The sequence below is a fragment of the Thiocapsa sp. genome (genome assembly GCF_018399035.1).
GTDB lineage: Bacteria > Pseudomonadota > Gammaproteobacteria > Chromatiales > Chromatiaceae > Thiocapsa.
Map to the genome: position 1 here is coordinate 3,031,632 of NZ_CP073760.1, position 15,056 is coordinate 3,046,687.

General features: G+C 65.9%; 13 protein-coding genes and 1 pseudogene. 9 read left to right on the forward strand and 5 right to left on the reverse strand.

Going from position 1 to position 15,056, the window contains the following annotated elements:
* Positions 1–16: 16 nt before the first annotated feature.
* The 4 genes from KFB96_RS13760 to KFB96_RS13775 are packed head-to-tail and all read left to right on the forward strand — an operon-like array spanning position 17 to position 4,325.
* Positions 17–1,861 carry a penicillin-binding protein activator gene (locus KFB96_RS13760; RefSeq protein ID WP_213457898.1) on the forward strand — a complete coding sequence of 615 codons (1,845 nt, stop codon included), beginning with the start codon at positions 17–19 and terminating at the stop codon, positions 1,859–1,861.
* On the forward strand, positions 1,858–2,256 hold the full coding sequence (locus KFB96_RS13765; protein ID WP_213457897.1) for a YraN family protein: 399 nt from the start codon (positions 1,858–1,860) through the stop codon (positions 2,254–2,256). Before KFB96_RS13760 ends, KFB96_RS13765 begins: the two co-directional genes overlap by 4 nt.
* Positions 2,246–2,920: a BON domain-containing protein gene (locus KFB96_RS13770; protein ID WP_300970218.1), complete on the forward strand. Its 675-nt coding sequence runs from the start codon at positions 2,246–2,248 to the stop codon at positions 2,918–2,920. Before KFB96_RS13765 ends, KFB96_RS13770 begins: the two co-directional genes overlap by 11 nt.
* Entirely contained in the window at positions 2,898–4,325 is a 1,428-nt protein-coding gene (locus KFB96_RS13775) for an FAD-linked oxidase C-terminal domain-containing protein (RefSeq protein WP_213457895.1), read from the forward strand. The genes KFB96_RS13770 and KFB96_RS13775 overlap by 23 nt, the downstream gene beginning before the upstream one ends.
* A gap of 26 nt (positions 4,326–4,351) precedes the next feature.
* On the opposite strand, the gene ptsP is transcribed toward KFB96_RS13775, so the two are convergent.
* Together ptsP and KFB96_RS13785 are read right to left on the reverse strand one after the other, a co-directional pair.
* Positions 4,352–6,613 carry a phosphoenolpyruvate--protein phosphotransferase gene (gene ptsP, locus KFB96_RS13780; protein WP_213458237.1) on the reverse strand — a complete coding sequence of 754 codons (2,262 nt, stop codon included), beginning with the start codon at positions 6,611–6,613 and terminating at the stop codon, positions 4,352–4,354.
* Positions 6,614–6,711: 98 nt separating this feature from the next.
* On the reverse strand, positions 6,712–7,251 hold the full coding sequence (locus tag KFB96_RS13785) for an RNA pyrophosphohydrolase (protein WP_211334972.1): 540 nt from the start codon (positions 7,249–7,251) through the stop codon (positions 6,712–6,714).
* 307 nt (positions 7,252–7,558) lie between these two features.
* Between KFB96_RS13785 and KFB96_RS13790 the strand changes: the two genes are divergently transcribed.
* The 5 genes from KFB96_RS13790 to KFB96_RS13810 all read left to right on the forward strand — a co-directional run bounded on the left by KFB96_RS13790 (position 7,559) and on the right by KFB96_RS13810 (position 11,746).
* Complete coding sequence (locus tag KFB96_RS13790) at positions 7,559–8,215, forward strand: HAD family phosphatase (protein ID WP_213457894.1); 657 nt, start codon at positions 7,559–7,561, stop codon at positions 8,213–8,215.
* A gap of 168 nt (positions 8,216–8,383) precedes the next feature.
* Complete coding sequence (locus KFB96_RS13795; RefSeq protein ID WP_213457893.1) at positions 8,384–9,151, forward strand: GNAT family N-acyltransferase; 768 nt, start codon at positions 8,384–8,386, stop codon at positions 9,149–9,151.
* 4 nt (positions 9,152–9,155) lie between these two features.
* Entirely contained in the window at positions 9,156–10,022 is an 867-nt protein-coding gene (locus KFB96_RS13800) for a 1-acyl-sn-glycerol-3-phosphate acyltransferase (RefSeq protein WP_213457892.1), read from the forward strand.
* Positions 10,012–11,247 (forward strand): glycosyltransferase family 1 protein, encoded by a 1,236-nt coding sequence (locus KFB96_RS13805; RefSeq protein WP_213457891.1) that lies wholly within the window; start codon positions 10,012–10,014, stop codon positions 11,245–11,247. The genes KFB96_RS13800 and KFB96_RS13805 overlap by 11 nt, the downstream gene beginning before the upstream one ends.
* Positions 11,219–11,746, forward strand: a complete 528-nt coding sequence (locus tag KFB96_RS13810) for a phosphatase PAP2 family protein (RefSeq protein ID WP_213457890.1) — start codon at positions 11,219–11,221, stop codon at positions 11,744–11,746. The genes KFB96_RS13805 and KFB96_RS13810 overlap by 29 nt, the downstream gene beginning before the upstream one ends.
* Positions 11,747–11,891: 145 nt before the next feature.
* Here KFB96_RS13810 and KFB96_RS13815 read toward each other — a convergent pair whose 3' ends face one another.
* The 3 genes and pseudogenes from KFB96_RS13815 to KFB96_RS13825 form a co-directional block, all read right to left on the reverse strand.
* A complete protein-coding gene (locus KFB96_RS13815) occupies positions 11,892–12,257 on the reverse strand; it encodes a sulfur globule family protein (RefSeq protein WP_213457889.1) in 366 nt (121 codons plus the stop codon).
* Positions 12,258–12,363: 106 nt separating this feature from the next.
* Positions 12,364–13,289, reverse strand: a pseudogene (locus tag KFB96_RS13820) (uracil-DNA glycosylase family protein).
* A gap of 5 nt (positions 13,290–13,294) precedes the next feature.
* Entirely contained in the window at positions 13,295–14,845 is a 1,551-nt protein-coding gene (locus KFB96_RS13825) for a 2-isopropylmalate synthase (protein WP_213457887.1), read from the reverse strand.
* Positions 14,846–15,056: the final 211 nt, after the last annotated feature.

The window sequence follows — 15,056 nt, forward strand, 5'->3', positions numbered from 1 at the left end:
CGAACCGGAACGGATCATGCCCAAGAATCGCGTTGACCGCCGTCCCTTGTCCACCTCGATCACAGTCATCGCTCTACTCGCTGCCGTTTCACTGGCCGGATGTGCGATCGATCCGGTCCGGGACGAGGCGCGCCTGCTGGCGCCGGTGGCAGGGGAGCCGCTGAGGCAAGCCGATGCGCTCGCCGCCCAAGGTCAGGCGGATGCGGCAGCCAAGGCCTATCTGGACATCGCCAAGGGAGCAACGCCGCCCGCACGCGAGCAACTCCAGTTGAAGGCGGCGCGCGCCTATCTGTCCGCAGGCGACACCCGGCAGGCACAGCAGACCATCGGCGAGGTCTCGCGCCCGGCGCTCACCATCGGGCAGCGCGAGCAGCTCCTGCTGATCGAGGCGGATCTCGCACTCCTGGACGGACGCCCCAAGGATGCGATCTCGCGGCTTGAGTCTATGCAAGTCCAAACCTTGCCGAAGGATTTGAAGATTCAACGGCTCGGCACACTCGCCGCCGCCCAGCGTCTCGCCAACGACCCCGTCGCATCGGCCGAGTCGCTGAGCGCGCTCGATCGGTTGCTCGACAACGAGGATGCACGTCTACTCAATCAGGTCTCGCTGATCACGACCTTGAGCGCACTGAGCAGCGAAGAACTGCGCACACTCGCACGCGGCGGAAGCGGAACCCCGAAAGGCTGGGCTGAGATCGCACTCCTGGCGCACGATGCAGGCGCGGATCCTGCGACATTCCTGACCCGCTATCGCCAGGAGCACTCCAGACGACTCGGCCATCCCGCCCATCCGAGGTTGGCCGAGGCGTATGTCAAGTTCCTGTCCGGGGGATACGCCTCGGGCGACAGCGTGTCGGTCATGCTCCCGCGCGGGGGACGCTTCGCGGGCGCCGCCACATCGGTGAAGGAGGGCATCGAGGCCGCCGGCCGAGCCGACAGCAGCGGCAACCGACCGACGCTTGATTTCATCGACAGCAGCCAAACGGAGCGCGCACGCGCCCTTCACGCGAAGGCCGTGGAGGCCGGCGCAGACTATGTGATCGGCCCGCTCGCGAAGGAATCCGTGGACAGCCTCGCGGCCGGCCCCGCACTCGCGGTGCCGACGCTGGCCCTGAATCAGACGACCCGCGACAGCCAGCCCGCGGCGAATCTCTTTCAGTTCTCGCTCTCGCCCGAGAACGAGGCGGCGGAGGTCGCCAACAAGGCCGCCGCGATGGGTCTGAAGCGCGCCGCCGTGTTGTATCCGGAAGGACCGTGGGGGGCTCGTCTGGCCAGTGCATTCCGCAACCAGTGGCGCCGACTCGGTGGAACACTGGAGGCTGAAGCCGTCTACAACCCGACGGCGCGGAGCTTCGAGAAGACGGTGGCCACCCTGCTCGGCGACTCGCAGGCGGATGTCCTCTTCCTGGTCGCAACCAACGAGCTCGCGCACAAGCTGTATCCGCAGATCCGGCTGAGCCGATCGTCGGTGACGGTGATGTCCACCTCGCACGTCTACTCCGGCGTCTTCGATCCGGCCCGCGACCGGGTGCTGGCAGGTCTGTATTTCGTCGATATCCCATGGATGCTGAACAGTCGCGCAGAGGGTGCTCTGTCGCGGCGGCGCTTGAGCGGATCCTCGTTCGAGGTCGCCAATCCGCTGGCCCGCCTGTACGCGATGGGGATCGACGCCTACCGAATCGCCCCGCGACTGCCCGCGCTGGCGAAAAGTCCGGGGGCCTTTTATCCGGGGCAAACCGGCGGCCTCTCTGTTGACTCGCTGGGCCGCATCCAGCGCCAGCTCGCGCTCGGACGCTTCGGCGAGACGGGCGTGCTCGAGGCGGGGGAACGATCCGACACGCCGGCCTCGGAGACCCTTTGAGCGGCGACACCCGTCGCCCGTCCTCGGGGACGACCGGCAAGGCAGCCGGAACCCGGGGTGTCGGCGACGCCAAGGAGCGGCTCGCCGAGGACTATCTGAAACGCCGACATCTGCAACCCGTTGCACGCAATCACCGCTGCCGCTTCGGCGAGATCGACCTGGTGATGCGTGACGGTCCGACCCTGGTCTTCGTCGAGGTTCGTTACCGACGCTCGGACCGCTTCGGATCCCCGGCCGAGACGGTCGACCGACGCAAACAACAGCGTTTGACGGCTGCCGCGAGCCATTATCTTCAAGCTCACCCGACCCTGTTACCCTGTCGATTCGATGTGGTCGCGGTCAGTGGCGCAGACCGAATCGAGTGGATCAAAAATGCCTTTGCCGTTGAATCCTAAATCCCCCTTCAGTCGCCTCATGCGGACGCCGCTCGATCAGATCGGCGCGGTCGTGCGCTCGATCAGGCGACAACGGCGCACCGCAGCGGCCCTGTTGCTGCTCGGTGCGACGCTCCTGTCCGGCTGCGCGCCGATGATTTTCGGCGCAGCCGCCGTCGGTACCGCTGCGACGATCCACGACCGACGCCCGGCGAACGTGATCCTCGACGATCAGCAGATCGAGCTGGAGGCGATGACCGCCTTGCTGCGCAACGCCGATGTCAGGGACCGCTCGCAGATCTCGGCGACCAGCTACAACCGCACCCTTCTGCTCACCGGCAATGCCGACACGGCCGAGGTGGGACAGGAGGCCGCAGCGCTGGTGAGCCGCATCGGCAAGGTGCAACGGGTCGTCGACGAGGTCAGGGTCGGCCCGCGACTCGACATCAGGCGTCAGGCCGAAGACACCTTCATCACCGGCCGCGTCAAGACGGATTTGATCGGCGTGCGGCTGCCCGGATTCGACCCGACCCGGGTCAAGGTGGTCACGAACGACGGCGTGGTCTTCCTGATGGGTCTGGTCAGCCCGGCGGAAGCGGATGCCGCGGCGGAAAGGGCCAGTTACGTCCCGGGCGTCAAACGTGTGGTGAAGCTCTTCGAGTATGTCGACGACACCAACACCTGAGCTGTCGCCGGGGTTCCTGCAAAGTCTCGCACGGATCGCCGGGGTCGGGCGCCTGCTCACGGATCCGGCCGATTGCTGGCCCTATGGATACGACAACAGCAGACTCCACGCACTGCCTCGTGGGGTCGTGTTCGCCGCCGACGAGGCGCAGATCATGGGGCTGGTCGTGCTTTGCCGCGACGCGGGCGTTCCGCTCGTCGCGCGGGGGCGCGGGACCGGCACCACCGGGGCGACGGTTCCGGACCAGGGCGGCATCGTGCTCTCCTTCGAGCGCATGGACGCCATTCTGCGCATCGCACCGGAGGATCGCCTCGCCGTCGTGCAGCCCGGGGTGCTCAACGAGCAGCTCCAGCAGGCCGTCGGCGCCTTCGGGTTCTTCTGGCCGCCGGATCCCACCAGTGCGGCGAGCTGCACCGTCGGCGGGAATCTCGCCTACAACTCGGCGGGGCCGCGGGCGGTCAAGTACGGGACGCCGCGCGACAATACGCTCGGACTCACCGCGATCAGCGGTCGCGGCGAGCGACTGCGCACCGGTGTTCTCACGACCAAAGGCGTGGTCGGCTACGACCTCACCCGGCTTATCATCGGCTCGGAGGGCACCCTCGCCCTGATTACCGAAGCCACGCTGAAGCTCACGCCCCTGCCCGAGGCCAAGCGCACGCTGCGTGCGGCCTATGCGAACATCCACGCGGCGGCAGCTGCCGTCTCGGCAATCATGGCGCAGCCCGTGATCCCCTGCGCCCTGGAGATCATGGACGCCGCGGCGATCCGCACCGTCCGGCGCCATGCCGGGCTCGACCTACCCGAGGGCGTCGGCGCGCTGTTGATGATCGAGGTCGACGGACCCGCCGCCTGTATCGATCAGTCCGTCACTGCGGTCGCCGCAGCCGCCCGCCATGCCGGCCTGATCGAGCTGAGGCGCGCCGAGTCGGCCGCGGAGGTCGCCGCGCTCTGGAAGACCCGCAAGGCGCTCTCACCGGCCTTGCGCCATATCGCGCCGAAAAAGATCAACGAGGATGTGGTCGTTCCGGTCTCGCGCATGGGCGATCTCATCGAGGGCCTCGAGCGGCTCTCCCGAGAGAGCGGCGTGCAGATCGTGAACTTCGGTCATGCGGGCAACGGCAACATCCATGTGAATCTCTTGATCGACCCGGACGACCCCGCCGCCGTCGAGAGCGCACAGCAATGTCTGGATGCGATGTTCTCGCTCGTGCTGCGGCTCGGCGGCACGCTCTCGGGCGAGCACGGCATCGGGATCGCCAAGCGTGACTTCGTCGACCGCGAGATCGAGGCGCCCGTGCTCGCACTCATGCGCGACATCAAGCGCCAATTCGATCCGGCCGGGATCCTCAATCCCGGTAAAGGCTTTCCGCAAAGCGCCGAGCGCACTGCAACAGATCGCTGAACCGACACCAAGTCTACCGGTACCGGCTACTTACCCGGACGCACCAAACCCCCGAGGCCGACCGCCTCGAGCGCATCCAGAAGCAGGCGTCGCACCGACGCCGCATCCTCGCATTGCAGGGCCACCTTGAGCACCTCGCGGGCCCGTGCCCGACTGATGCTGCGGATGACGCGCTTCACACGCAGCAGGCTTCCCGCTCCCATACTCAGGCTATGCACGCCCATCCCGAGCAGGAGGAAGGTCGCGAGCGGATCCCCGGCCATCTCCCCGCAGACGCTTACCTCGCGGCCATGCACGCGGGCGCCGGCGAGGATCTGCAGCAGCGCGCGCAAGACCGCCGGATGAAACTCGTCGTAGAGTTTCGCGACGTGGGCGTTGTTGCGATCGACCGCGAGGAGATACTGGGTGAGGTCGTTGGTCCCGACGGAGAGGAAATCGACCCGTCGTGCGAGCGCTTCGCACTGGTAGACGGCGGCCGGGACCTCGATCATCACGCCGATCGGCGGCAGTTTGACCTGATAGCCCTCTTCGAGCAGCTCCTCGTGGGCGCGATGGATCAGCAGCAGTGCCTCGTCGACCTCCCCGACCGTGCTGATCATGGGCAAGAGGATCTGCAGATTATCCAGCCCGATGGCCGCGCGCAGGATGGCGCGAACCTGGGTCAAGAAGATCTCGGGCTGATCGAGCGTGATCCGGATGCCGCGCCAGCCCAAAAAAGGGTTGGCCTCGTGCATCGGAAAATAGGGCAACGGCTTATCCCCGCCGATATCCAGGGTCCGGATCGTCACGGGGCGCGGGGCAAACAGTTCCAGTACCCGCCGATAGTTCGACATCTGCGCGGCCTCGCCCGGAAAGGTATCGCGCACGATGAAGGGCAGCTCGGTGCGGTAGAGTCCGACACCCGCGGATTCCTCGATGCCGAGCGGACGCGCCTCGGAGACCAGACCCGTATTCAGATACAGGGGCACCAGATAGCCGTCGGTGGTTTCGGCCGGGAGATAACGCAACGCCTGCAGCTCGCTCGTGAGGGCCGCGTCGTCTTCGGCGAGACGCTGATACTCGGCGCGAACGGTGGGGCCGGGGGCGACGTAGACCCGCCCGCGGTAGCCATCCACCACCAGCTCGCGTCCTTCGACACGCCCGACCGGCAGGTCCGCGACGGCCATTGCCGCCGGTACGCCCATCCCGCGCGCCAGGATGCCCACGTGCGAGGAGCCCGAGCCGGTGGTCGAGACGATCCCCGCCAACATCTCGCGCGGGACGTCGGCGATCTGCATGGCGCTGATCTCGTCGCCGACCAGGATGGTGTTTGGCATGTACTTGATCGGCGCCGCGTTCAGCTTCTGCAGATGGGTCAGGATGCAGCGACCGAGATCGCGCACATCCGAGCCACGCTCGCGCAGATAGGCATCGTCCATGTCGTCGAACACCTTGGCGTGCTCGGCGATGGTCTCGCGCAGCGCCCCGGGCGCCCAATTGCCGGCGCGGATGCGCGAGAGGGTCCCGTCGATCAGGGTGTCGCTCTCGAGCATCAGACGCCAGGCGTCGAACAAGGCCATGTCCTCGGCGCTGAGATGGGCCTGGGTCCGCACCGCGAAGCGGTCCAGATCCTCGGCGACATGCTCCACGGCACCGAGAAAATCCTTGGCCTCGTTGTCCACATTCTCCGCACGCCGATCCGGAACGGCGTTGAGATCGGCCGGCGGGTAGACCACCACCGCGGTCCCGATGCCGATGCCGGGCGAGGCCGGCAAGCCGGGCAGGAAGCGCTGCGGGATCCCGTCGTCCTGCAGACGCGCCAGCTCGCCGTTGGTGCGTGCGAAGGTGATGGCGCCGGCGAGCTGGGACGCCAGAGTGACGACGAAGGTCACCTCGTCGTCGCCGAAATGGCGTTTCTCGCGTTGTCGCAGGACCAGCACACCCAGGACCTTGCGATTCTGGATGATGGGCGCGCCGAGGAACCCGTGATAGTGCTCTTCGCCGGTATCCGTGATGCGCTGGTAGCGCGGATGGCTGACCGCGTCGTCCAGGTTGATCGGCTCGGCACGCTCGCTGACCAGCCCGATCAGCCCTCGCCCCATCTCCAGGCGCACCCGACCGACCGCCTTGGCACGCAGCCCGTCGGTGGCATGCAGGACATGCCGACGGTTGTCGAAATCGTTCAGATAGACCGAGCAGACGTCGGCCCCGACGGCGTGTTTGACCCGCTGAACGATGATGGTGAGGGCGCGCTCGAGGTCGGGTGCGTTGTTGACCTCCTGCACGATGCGGCGCAGCGATTCGAGCATCGGCGAGCGTTGGCCCGCAGCTGCCGAGGATCCGGCGACCGACGCGCCGCTGTCGAGCCCGACCGACCCTCGCTCGAGGTGCTCCGCGGCGAGACCTGTCATCGTCCGCGCTGGTGCATCAAGCCGACCACCCGGGACTGATTGTCCTCGCGGGCGGGCGGGCCCTCGGGGTAGAGGCTCGGGGCGAGCTCCTCGAGCGCCTGCATGTAGACACGGCGCTTGAAGTAGACCACTTCATGCAGCGGCTGCCAGTAGCGGACCCAGCGCCAGGCATCGAACTCGGGCTTGTCGGTCTTGTCCAGACAGAAGGCGTCCTCGCCGCAATCCACCCGCAACATGAACCAGACCTGCTTCTGACCGATGCAGGTCGGACCGCAATGCCGACGGATGTAGCGTTTGGGGAGGTGATATCTAAGCCAACCGCGAGTGCAGCCAAGGATGGTGACCTGCCTGGACTGAAGTCCGACCTCCTCCTCGAGCTCGCGATACATGGCCTGCTCGGGCGTCTCGTCGGAATGAATCCCGCCCTGCGGAAACTGCCAGGCATTCTGGCCGACGCGACGACCCCAAAATAGACGACGGTCCCGATTGCTCAGGATAATGCCGACGTTGGGTCTGAAACCGTCGTGATCGATCAAGGAACCGAGTCCGTGAGGCCGTGTTGCCTCATTCTTCCACATCCGGCGCATGACCGGCAAGCAGACACCTGTATAAGCGATTGCCATTCAATGGCTTTCGCATGCCCCGAAACTGCCTGGAACACCCTCGCGGGGCACCGGGCGAAGTCGCCCGCCCCTGCTCTGCAGGGGCCGTTCAACCGCCGGACCCAGGTTGAAACCCCGGCTTGATTCCGCGACTATCCGGCAAAGCGAGACCACAAGTCGGCGCCCGAGCAGGACGCCAATGCGCACCGTACCGCGAGACATCAACCGAAGGACTGAGGACATGGCGCTGGCGATCTTCGATCTGGACAACACCCTCTTGGCAGGCGACTCCGATTATCTCTGGGGTCGCTTCCTCGCCGCCGAGGGGATCGTCGATGCAGATCATTACGAGCACGAGAACGAGCGCTTCTATCGCGAATACAAGGACGGGACCCTGGATATCGGGGAATTCTTGAGGTTCTCCCTGCGGCCGCTGCGCGATCACCCACGCGCGCATCTCGAGGCGCTGCGCGAGCGCTTTGTCGCCGAGCTGATCGCGCCCATCATGCTCCCGGCCGCCAAAGACCTCGTCGAGTCGCACCGCGCGGCCGGCGACACCCTCATGATCATTACCGCGACCAACGCCTTCGTCACGGCCCCGATCGCGCAGCGCTTCGGAATCGCGCATCTGATCGCGACGCTGCCGGCGGAGGAGAACGGACGTTTCACCGGCGAGCCGGCCGGCCAACCGGCGTTCCGCGAGGGCAAGGTCGAGCGTCTGCAGACCTGGCTGCGCGCGCATCGAGAGGATCTCGGCGGGAGCAGCTTCTACAGCGACTCGCACAACGACCTTCCCCTCCTGGAACGCGTCGACCGGCCGGTCGCGGTCGACCCCGATCCCCAGCTGCGCGCGACAGCCCGGTCGCGCGGGTGGCCCGTCATCTCGCTGAGGCGCTGAACCCCGGGGTCCAACGCCGCCTATTCCCTACCTGGCTCCCTTCATGGCGCCCTTCAGGGCGGCGTTCACATCGACGTTCACAGCGGCGTCACGCAGCCCACATACGCCCGCAATACTCCGTATCTATGATGGCCCTCCACGCAAAGGTTCTTTTTCCGAGGGCATGCAATGGTTGCGACTGCGTCTGCGTTGACCGCCAAGCGCGGCGAACGCCTTTTTGTCGAGCTCGCCACCTCCGAGTCGGAGATCCGCGAGGCACAAGCCCTTAGATATCGGGTCTTCGGGGAGGAGTTGGGCGCGAAGCTGAAGACGGGCCCGAGCGGACTGGACGTGGACGAGCTCGATGCGTACTGCCAGCATCTCTTGGTGCGCGACACGCGCACCGGCGAGGTCGTCGGCTGCACGCGGATCTTGACCGACCGCAACGCCGCGCGCATCGGTCGGTTCTATTCCGAGAGCGAATTCGACCTGGGGGCGATCCCCCGGCTTAAGGGGCGCCTCCTCGAGGTCGGTCGGACCTGCATCTCGGCGGAGTTTCGACAAGGCACGGCGATCGCCGTGCTCTGGTCCGGGCTGGCCGGGTTCATCCAGCTCCACGGCTTCGATTATCTGTTCGGCTGCGCCAGCATGCCGCTCGGCGAAGACGACATCCAGGCCGCGGCCATCATGAACCGCTTGCGGCGAAACGCCATGGTCTCGCCCGAGTTGCGCGTGATCCCGCACGTGCCGCTGCGCACCGCACAGGTGCCCGACGATGTCCTGGATGCGCCCCTGCCGACCTTGCTGCGCACTTACGTGAGACTCGGCGCAAAGGTTTGCGGAGAGCCCTGCCGCGATCCCGATTTCGGCGTCGCGGACGTCCTCATGCTGCTCGATGTGGACGCGCTGAATCCGACCTATTCACGGCACTTTTTCGATCGCACCGCGAGTCTGTGACGCGATGGAGCACGCACGGTCCGCTCGGCGGCTTGTCCTCATCCTCGCTCACCTGGGCAAGGGTGCAACGCTCGCGCTCTACATCGGTCTCCTTGCGCGACTCGGTCGGCGACCGACACGGATCCCGGACATGACCCGGCGCTGGCACCGACGCCTCTGCGCGATCCTCGGCATCCGGATTCGCGTCTTCGGCGGCGCGCAGCCCGGATGCCTCTTGATCGGCAACCATATCTCTTGGCTCGACATCCCCGTGGTCGGCGCGCAAGGCGAGATCGCATTCCTCTCCAAGGCCGAAGTGCGCGATTGGCCACTGATCGGCTGGCTTGCCGAGACGGCGGGAACGCTGTTCGTCGAGCGCGGCGCCATCCGCATCGACGAGATCGCAGGGAGGCTGCGCAAGATCGGCCGAGATCGGACCTTGATGCTCTTTCCCGAAGGGACGACGAGCGACGGCTCGGACGTGCTGCGTTTCCACCCTCGCCTCTTTGCGCTGGCGCAGGAGACCGGGCTGATGATCCAACCCGTGGCCCTCGCCTACCGCGGCCACGCAGACGAGAGGCCCGACCCTGTTGCGCCCTTCATCGGCGAGGACACCCTTCTCGCCCATTTGCTGCGGGTGATTCGCCACCCCGGGCTCACCGCGGAGGTTCATTTCCTCCCCCCGACGGCGATCGGCGAAGACAACAACACCCGACGCCTGCTCGCCGAGCGCACCCGCGGCGCGATCGTCGAAGCACTCGGCATGCACCCGGACGCCGTGCCACGACACCCGAGCCGTGCGAATCCCGCTCGGATCCCGGACGCCGTTCCGGCCCCGCCCCCGGCTCGACCCGAATCCATACCGACCGGCGGAATCGCTCATGTCGCCTGACATCATCCCGCGTGACACCGATACGCTTTCCGGGCGTCTGCGCATCGCGATCGTCACCGAGACCTATCCGCCCGAGATCAACGGCGTTGCCCACACCATGCGGCATCTCGCCGAGGGCTTGGCCGAGCGCGGACACGCCATCCAACTGATCCGCCCTCGACAGCACGGCGAGCAACGCGACCCGGCTGCACCGACGCTCGGCCGAATCGGCGTACACCTCGTCCCCGGCCTGCCGATCCCGGGTTACCGAGGTCTGCGGTTCGGGCTTCCGGTCTATTGGCGGCTGCGCCGTCTCTGGGGCCGCGACGCACCGGATCTCGTCTATATCGCAACCCAGGGTCCACTCGGCCACGCCGCGCTCTCCGCCGCACACCGGCGCGGGATCCCGACGGTGACCGGATTCCACACCCAGTTTCAGCAGTACAGTCAACATTACGGTCTCGGCCTCTTCACCCATCAGATCGCCGAGACGCTGCGTCACTTCCACAACCGATCGGATGCAACCCTGGTGCCCACCGCCGAGCTGAAAACCGAGCTCTCGGGCGAGGGATTCCATGATGTCCACGTCTTCGGCCGCGGCGTGGACGTGGACCTCTTCTCCCCCGCTTGGCGCGACGAGGCGTTGAGACGCAGCTGGGGCTGCGACGAGGAGACCTTGGCTGTGCTCTACGTCGGGCGGATTGCACCGGAGAAGAATCTCGATCTCGCACGGGACGCCTTTCAGGCGATCCAATCCGCTCGACCGAAGGCGCGCTTCGTTCTCGTCGGCGAGGGCCCCGCGCGCGAGCACATCCAACGCGAAAACCCCGATTTCATCTGTCCCGGGTCCAAAATCGGCGTCGAGCTGTCGAAATATTACGCCTCGGGAGATCTCTTCCTCTTTCCGAGCCTGACCGAAACCTTCGGCAACGTCGTGCTCGAGGCGATGGCCAGCGCTCTACCGGTCGTCGCTTTCGATTATGCCGCGGCTCGATCCCTGATTGATCCCTGGCGGAACGGGGTTACATTACCCTTAGGGGATCGTGAAGCGTTCATCGTTGCCGGATGCGAGTTGGCCCGCGACCTGACACGCGTGCGAGAGCTCGGCGAACAGGCGCGCTGCGCGGCGGAGGAGATCAGTTGGGATCGCGTCATCCGGGGCGTCGAGGAGCGTCTCTTTCAGGTCATCCACCGACAACGTGGAACGGAGGCTTACCGTGCGACTGTGGCTACAACATCTGAATGAGATCGAGGTATCGCTCTGCCGGACCTGGAGCCGAGGCGGTCGACGACGCTGGGTTCAACGCCCTTTCGCCGTCATCAGTCGACTCGGCGACGGGGTCTTCTGGTACAGCTTGATCGCCATCCTGCCGATGACCCACGGTCTTCTGGGCCTCAAGGCCAGCATGCACATGCTCGCCACGGGGGGCGTCGCGCTTATACTCTACAAGTCCCTCAAGGTCTACACGCGGCGCGAACGGCCCTGCCACTATGCCGCCGAGATCATCGCCCTGGTTCCCCCGCTCGACCGCTACAGCTTTCCCTCCGGCCATACGCTGCATGCCGTGAGTTTCTCGAGCGTTGCCATCTACTATATTCCCGAGCTCGCCTGGATCCTCGTGCCCTTCACCATGCTGGTCGCCAGCTCGCGGATCATCCTCGGCCTGCATTATCCCAGCGATGTGCTGGTCGCGACCGTGATCGGACTCGCACTGGCCTTTACCGGAATCTTGATTGTGGCTTGAGCCTCGAAACGGGCGTGTTCATAACACCCGCCGGTCCGCCCCGCTCTGCGACGAAACGAGGCCTCGGGAAATGCAAAAAGGCCGGGCGATTGCCCGGCCTTTTTGCTGCGGCGCACACGCGGTGCGCCGAACCATCGGAGCGGTCTTACTTGGCTTCAGGCTGAGCCGGAGCGGCAGGCGCCATCGGGGCAACCGGCGCTGCATAGGGGTAGGCATACGGGTAACCGCCGCCGTAGTACGGAGCGCCGTAGCCGTAGTAGGGGTTGTTGTAGCCGTAGCCGTAGCCGTGGCCGTAACCGCGACCGCGACCGTAGCCGCGCCCGGTGCCGCCGCCGCTCATGCCGAAGTTGAAATCACCGTAGCCGTCGCCGAACATGTCGCCGAAGGTATCGCCGAGACCGGAACCGTAGCCGGGGCCGTACCCGCCGTAACCCGGACCCCACCAAGCGGACGCGGAAGCGGAGGCACCGAGGAAGGCGGCAATGGCAGCAGCAGTCGCAAGCTTGTTCATTCTATTCTCCGGATCGATTTATGTTGTTGGCAGCAAGCGTAGATGCCCGATGAACATCCACGGAACGCATTATATTAGCAAATGATTAAATATGAAATAAGTAATATCAATCGGATTGATCTTTATCATTGCCATTGCCGATTACCCTGCCTCGCCCCTCGCGTAAGCCCCGTGCAACCTCGACCAGATCCTCCCAGGCTTTCGCCTTCTGATCGGGCGAGCGCAGCAGATAGGCCGGATGATAGGTGACGCGCAGCGGAATCGCCCCCGTCCGAAACGCGAGCCAACGCCCCCTTAAACTCCCCAGAGGCGCATCCGTCTGCAGGACATGCTGGGCCGCCACGCGCCCGACACAGAGGATCGCGCGCGGGCCGAGCAGATCGATCTGCCGCAGGAGGTAAGCCTCGCACTGCTTGGCCTCCTCGGTGCGTGGATCGCGATTCCCCGGCGGGCGGCACTTGAGCACGTTGGCGATGTAGACCTGCTCGCGCGCCAGCCGATCGCCGCGAGCATGCGATTGAGCAACTGGCCCGCTCGCCCGACGAAGGGCTCGCCGGCGCGATCCTCGTCCGCGCCCGGGGCCTCGCCGATGATCAGGAGATCCGCGTTGCGATTTCCGACCCCGAAAACGGTATTGGTGCGGGTCTCGCAGAGTCCGCAGGCACGGCAGCCGGACACCGCGGTTGCGAGCGTATCCCAATCCATCCTCGCCGGATCGGGCGACGACGGGCCTTCGGGCAGATCGGGCTCGACCAGACCGAGCTCGAGCTCGAGCACATCGGGCTCGATCGATCCGGACGCGACGGGGCCCGGCGCGACCTCGGGATCCGCGGTACGCACCGGCGGAGTTCGGCGCGCGGGCTGCACGGGGGCAGGGGCGGGACACTCGGGCGCGGGCGCAGCGCGCACGGGTTCGACGCGAGCGATCTCGTCGGACCTCTCGACCGCACCCGCAGCGACATGACGCGGCATCCAGACATCGACCCCCATCGCACCCAAGTAACCCAAGCGTCGGCGCTCGTCCATCGCCATGCGGCTCAGACGTCGCCGGTCTGAGGATGGGCGCGGTGGGCCGGCTGGAGGATCTTGTTGCAGGCGTTGATGTAGGCCTTGGCGGAGGCGATCACGATGTCGGTATCCGCACCCTGTCCGTTGACGATGCGCCCGCCGCGCTCGAGCCGGACCGTCACCTCGCCTTGGGCATCCGTGCCGCTGGTGATGGCGTTGACCGAGTAGAGTTTGAGAATGGTTCCGCTGTCGACGATCGATTCGATCGCCTTGAAGGTGGCATCCACGGGACCGCCGCCCGTGGCTGTTCCGGCCAGCTCCTCGCCGTCGAACGCCAGCACCAGGTTCGCGCAGGGCGTCTCGCCGGTCTCCGAGCAGACCCGTAGCGAGACCAGCTTCACCCGTTCGTTGGCCGCGTCCAGGGTCGCATCCGTCACCAACGCCTGCAGGTCCTCGTCGAAGATCTCGTGTTTCTTGTCGGCCAGATCCTTGAAGCGCGAGAAGGCCGCATTGAGCTCCTCCTCCGATCCCATGACGATGCCGAGCTCCTGCAGCCGCGTGCGAAAGGCATTGCGACCCGAATGCTTGCCCATCACCATCCGATTGGCGTTCCAGCCGACATCCTCGGCGCGCATGATCTCGTAGGTCTCGCGATGCTTGAGCACCCCGTCCTGATGGATACCGGACTCGTGCGCGAAGGCATTGGCGCCGACGACCGCCTTGTTCGGCTGAACCGCAAAACCCGTGATGCCCGAGACCAGGCGCGAGCAGTTCATGATCTGGGTCGCATCGAGCCGGGTTTGACAGTCGAACAGGTCCTGACGGGTGCGCACCGTCATCACGATCTCTTCGAGCGCGGCATTGCCGGCGCGCTCGCCCAGACCGTTGATGGTGCATTCCACCTGGCGGGCACCGTTGCGCACGGCGGCAAGCGAGTTGGCGACCGCGAGACCCAGGTCGTTGTGACAATGCACCGAGAAGATCGCCTTGTCGGCGTTCGGAATCCGCTCGCGCAAGGTTCGGATCAGGCTCCCGAACTGATCCGGGATGTTGTACCCGACCGTATCGGGGATGTTCACGGTCGCTGCGCCCGCGTCGATGACCGCCTCGAGGACGCGACAGAGGAAATCGATCTCGGAGCGTCCGGCATCCTCGGGCGAGAACTCCACGTCGTCGGTGTAACGCCGTGCCCGCTGGACGGCATGCACCGCTTGTGCGAGCACCTGATCCGGGGTCATGTTCAGCTTGCGCTGCATATGGATCGGAGAGGTGGCGATGAAGGTATGGATCCGCCCGGCGACCGCCCCCGCCAGCGCCTCGCCGGCCCGGTCGATGTCCTTGTCGAGCGCGCGGGCCAGGCCGCAGACACGGCTCTCCTTGACCGTCTCGGCCACCGCCTTGACGGCCTCGAAGTCACCCGGGCTGGCGATGGGAAAACCCGCCTCGATCACATCGACACGCATCCGTTCCAGCGCCTTGGCGATACGCACCTTCTCGTCGCGGGTCATGGAGGCGCCCGGACTCTGCTCGCCGTCGCGCAGGGTCGTGTCGAAAATGATCAAGTGGTCTTTTGCGGTCATGGAGGGTCTCTGAGTCGCGCGGCCGTCTGATAAGGAAGGAACTTCGTCTTCGGGAGACTATTGTAGGCGATCCGCGCGGGAGCGTTGCCACCTGATCGATCTCGGGGCGACCTCCCGACGGAGCGGACCCGCTTTGGACGATTCGGGATCTTGTGACCCCTATCGGTTCCTGTATAAGCTTCCGTCGGCGGTGATCGGACCGCGGACCTCG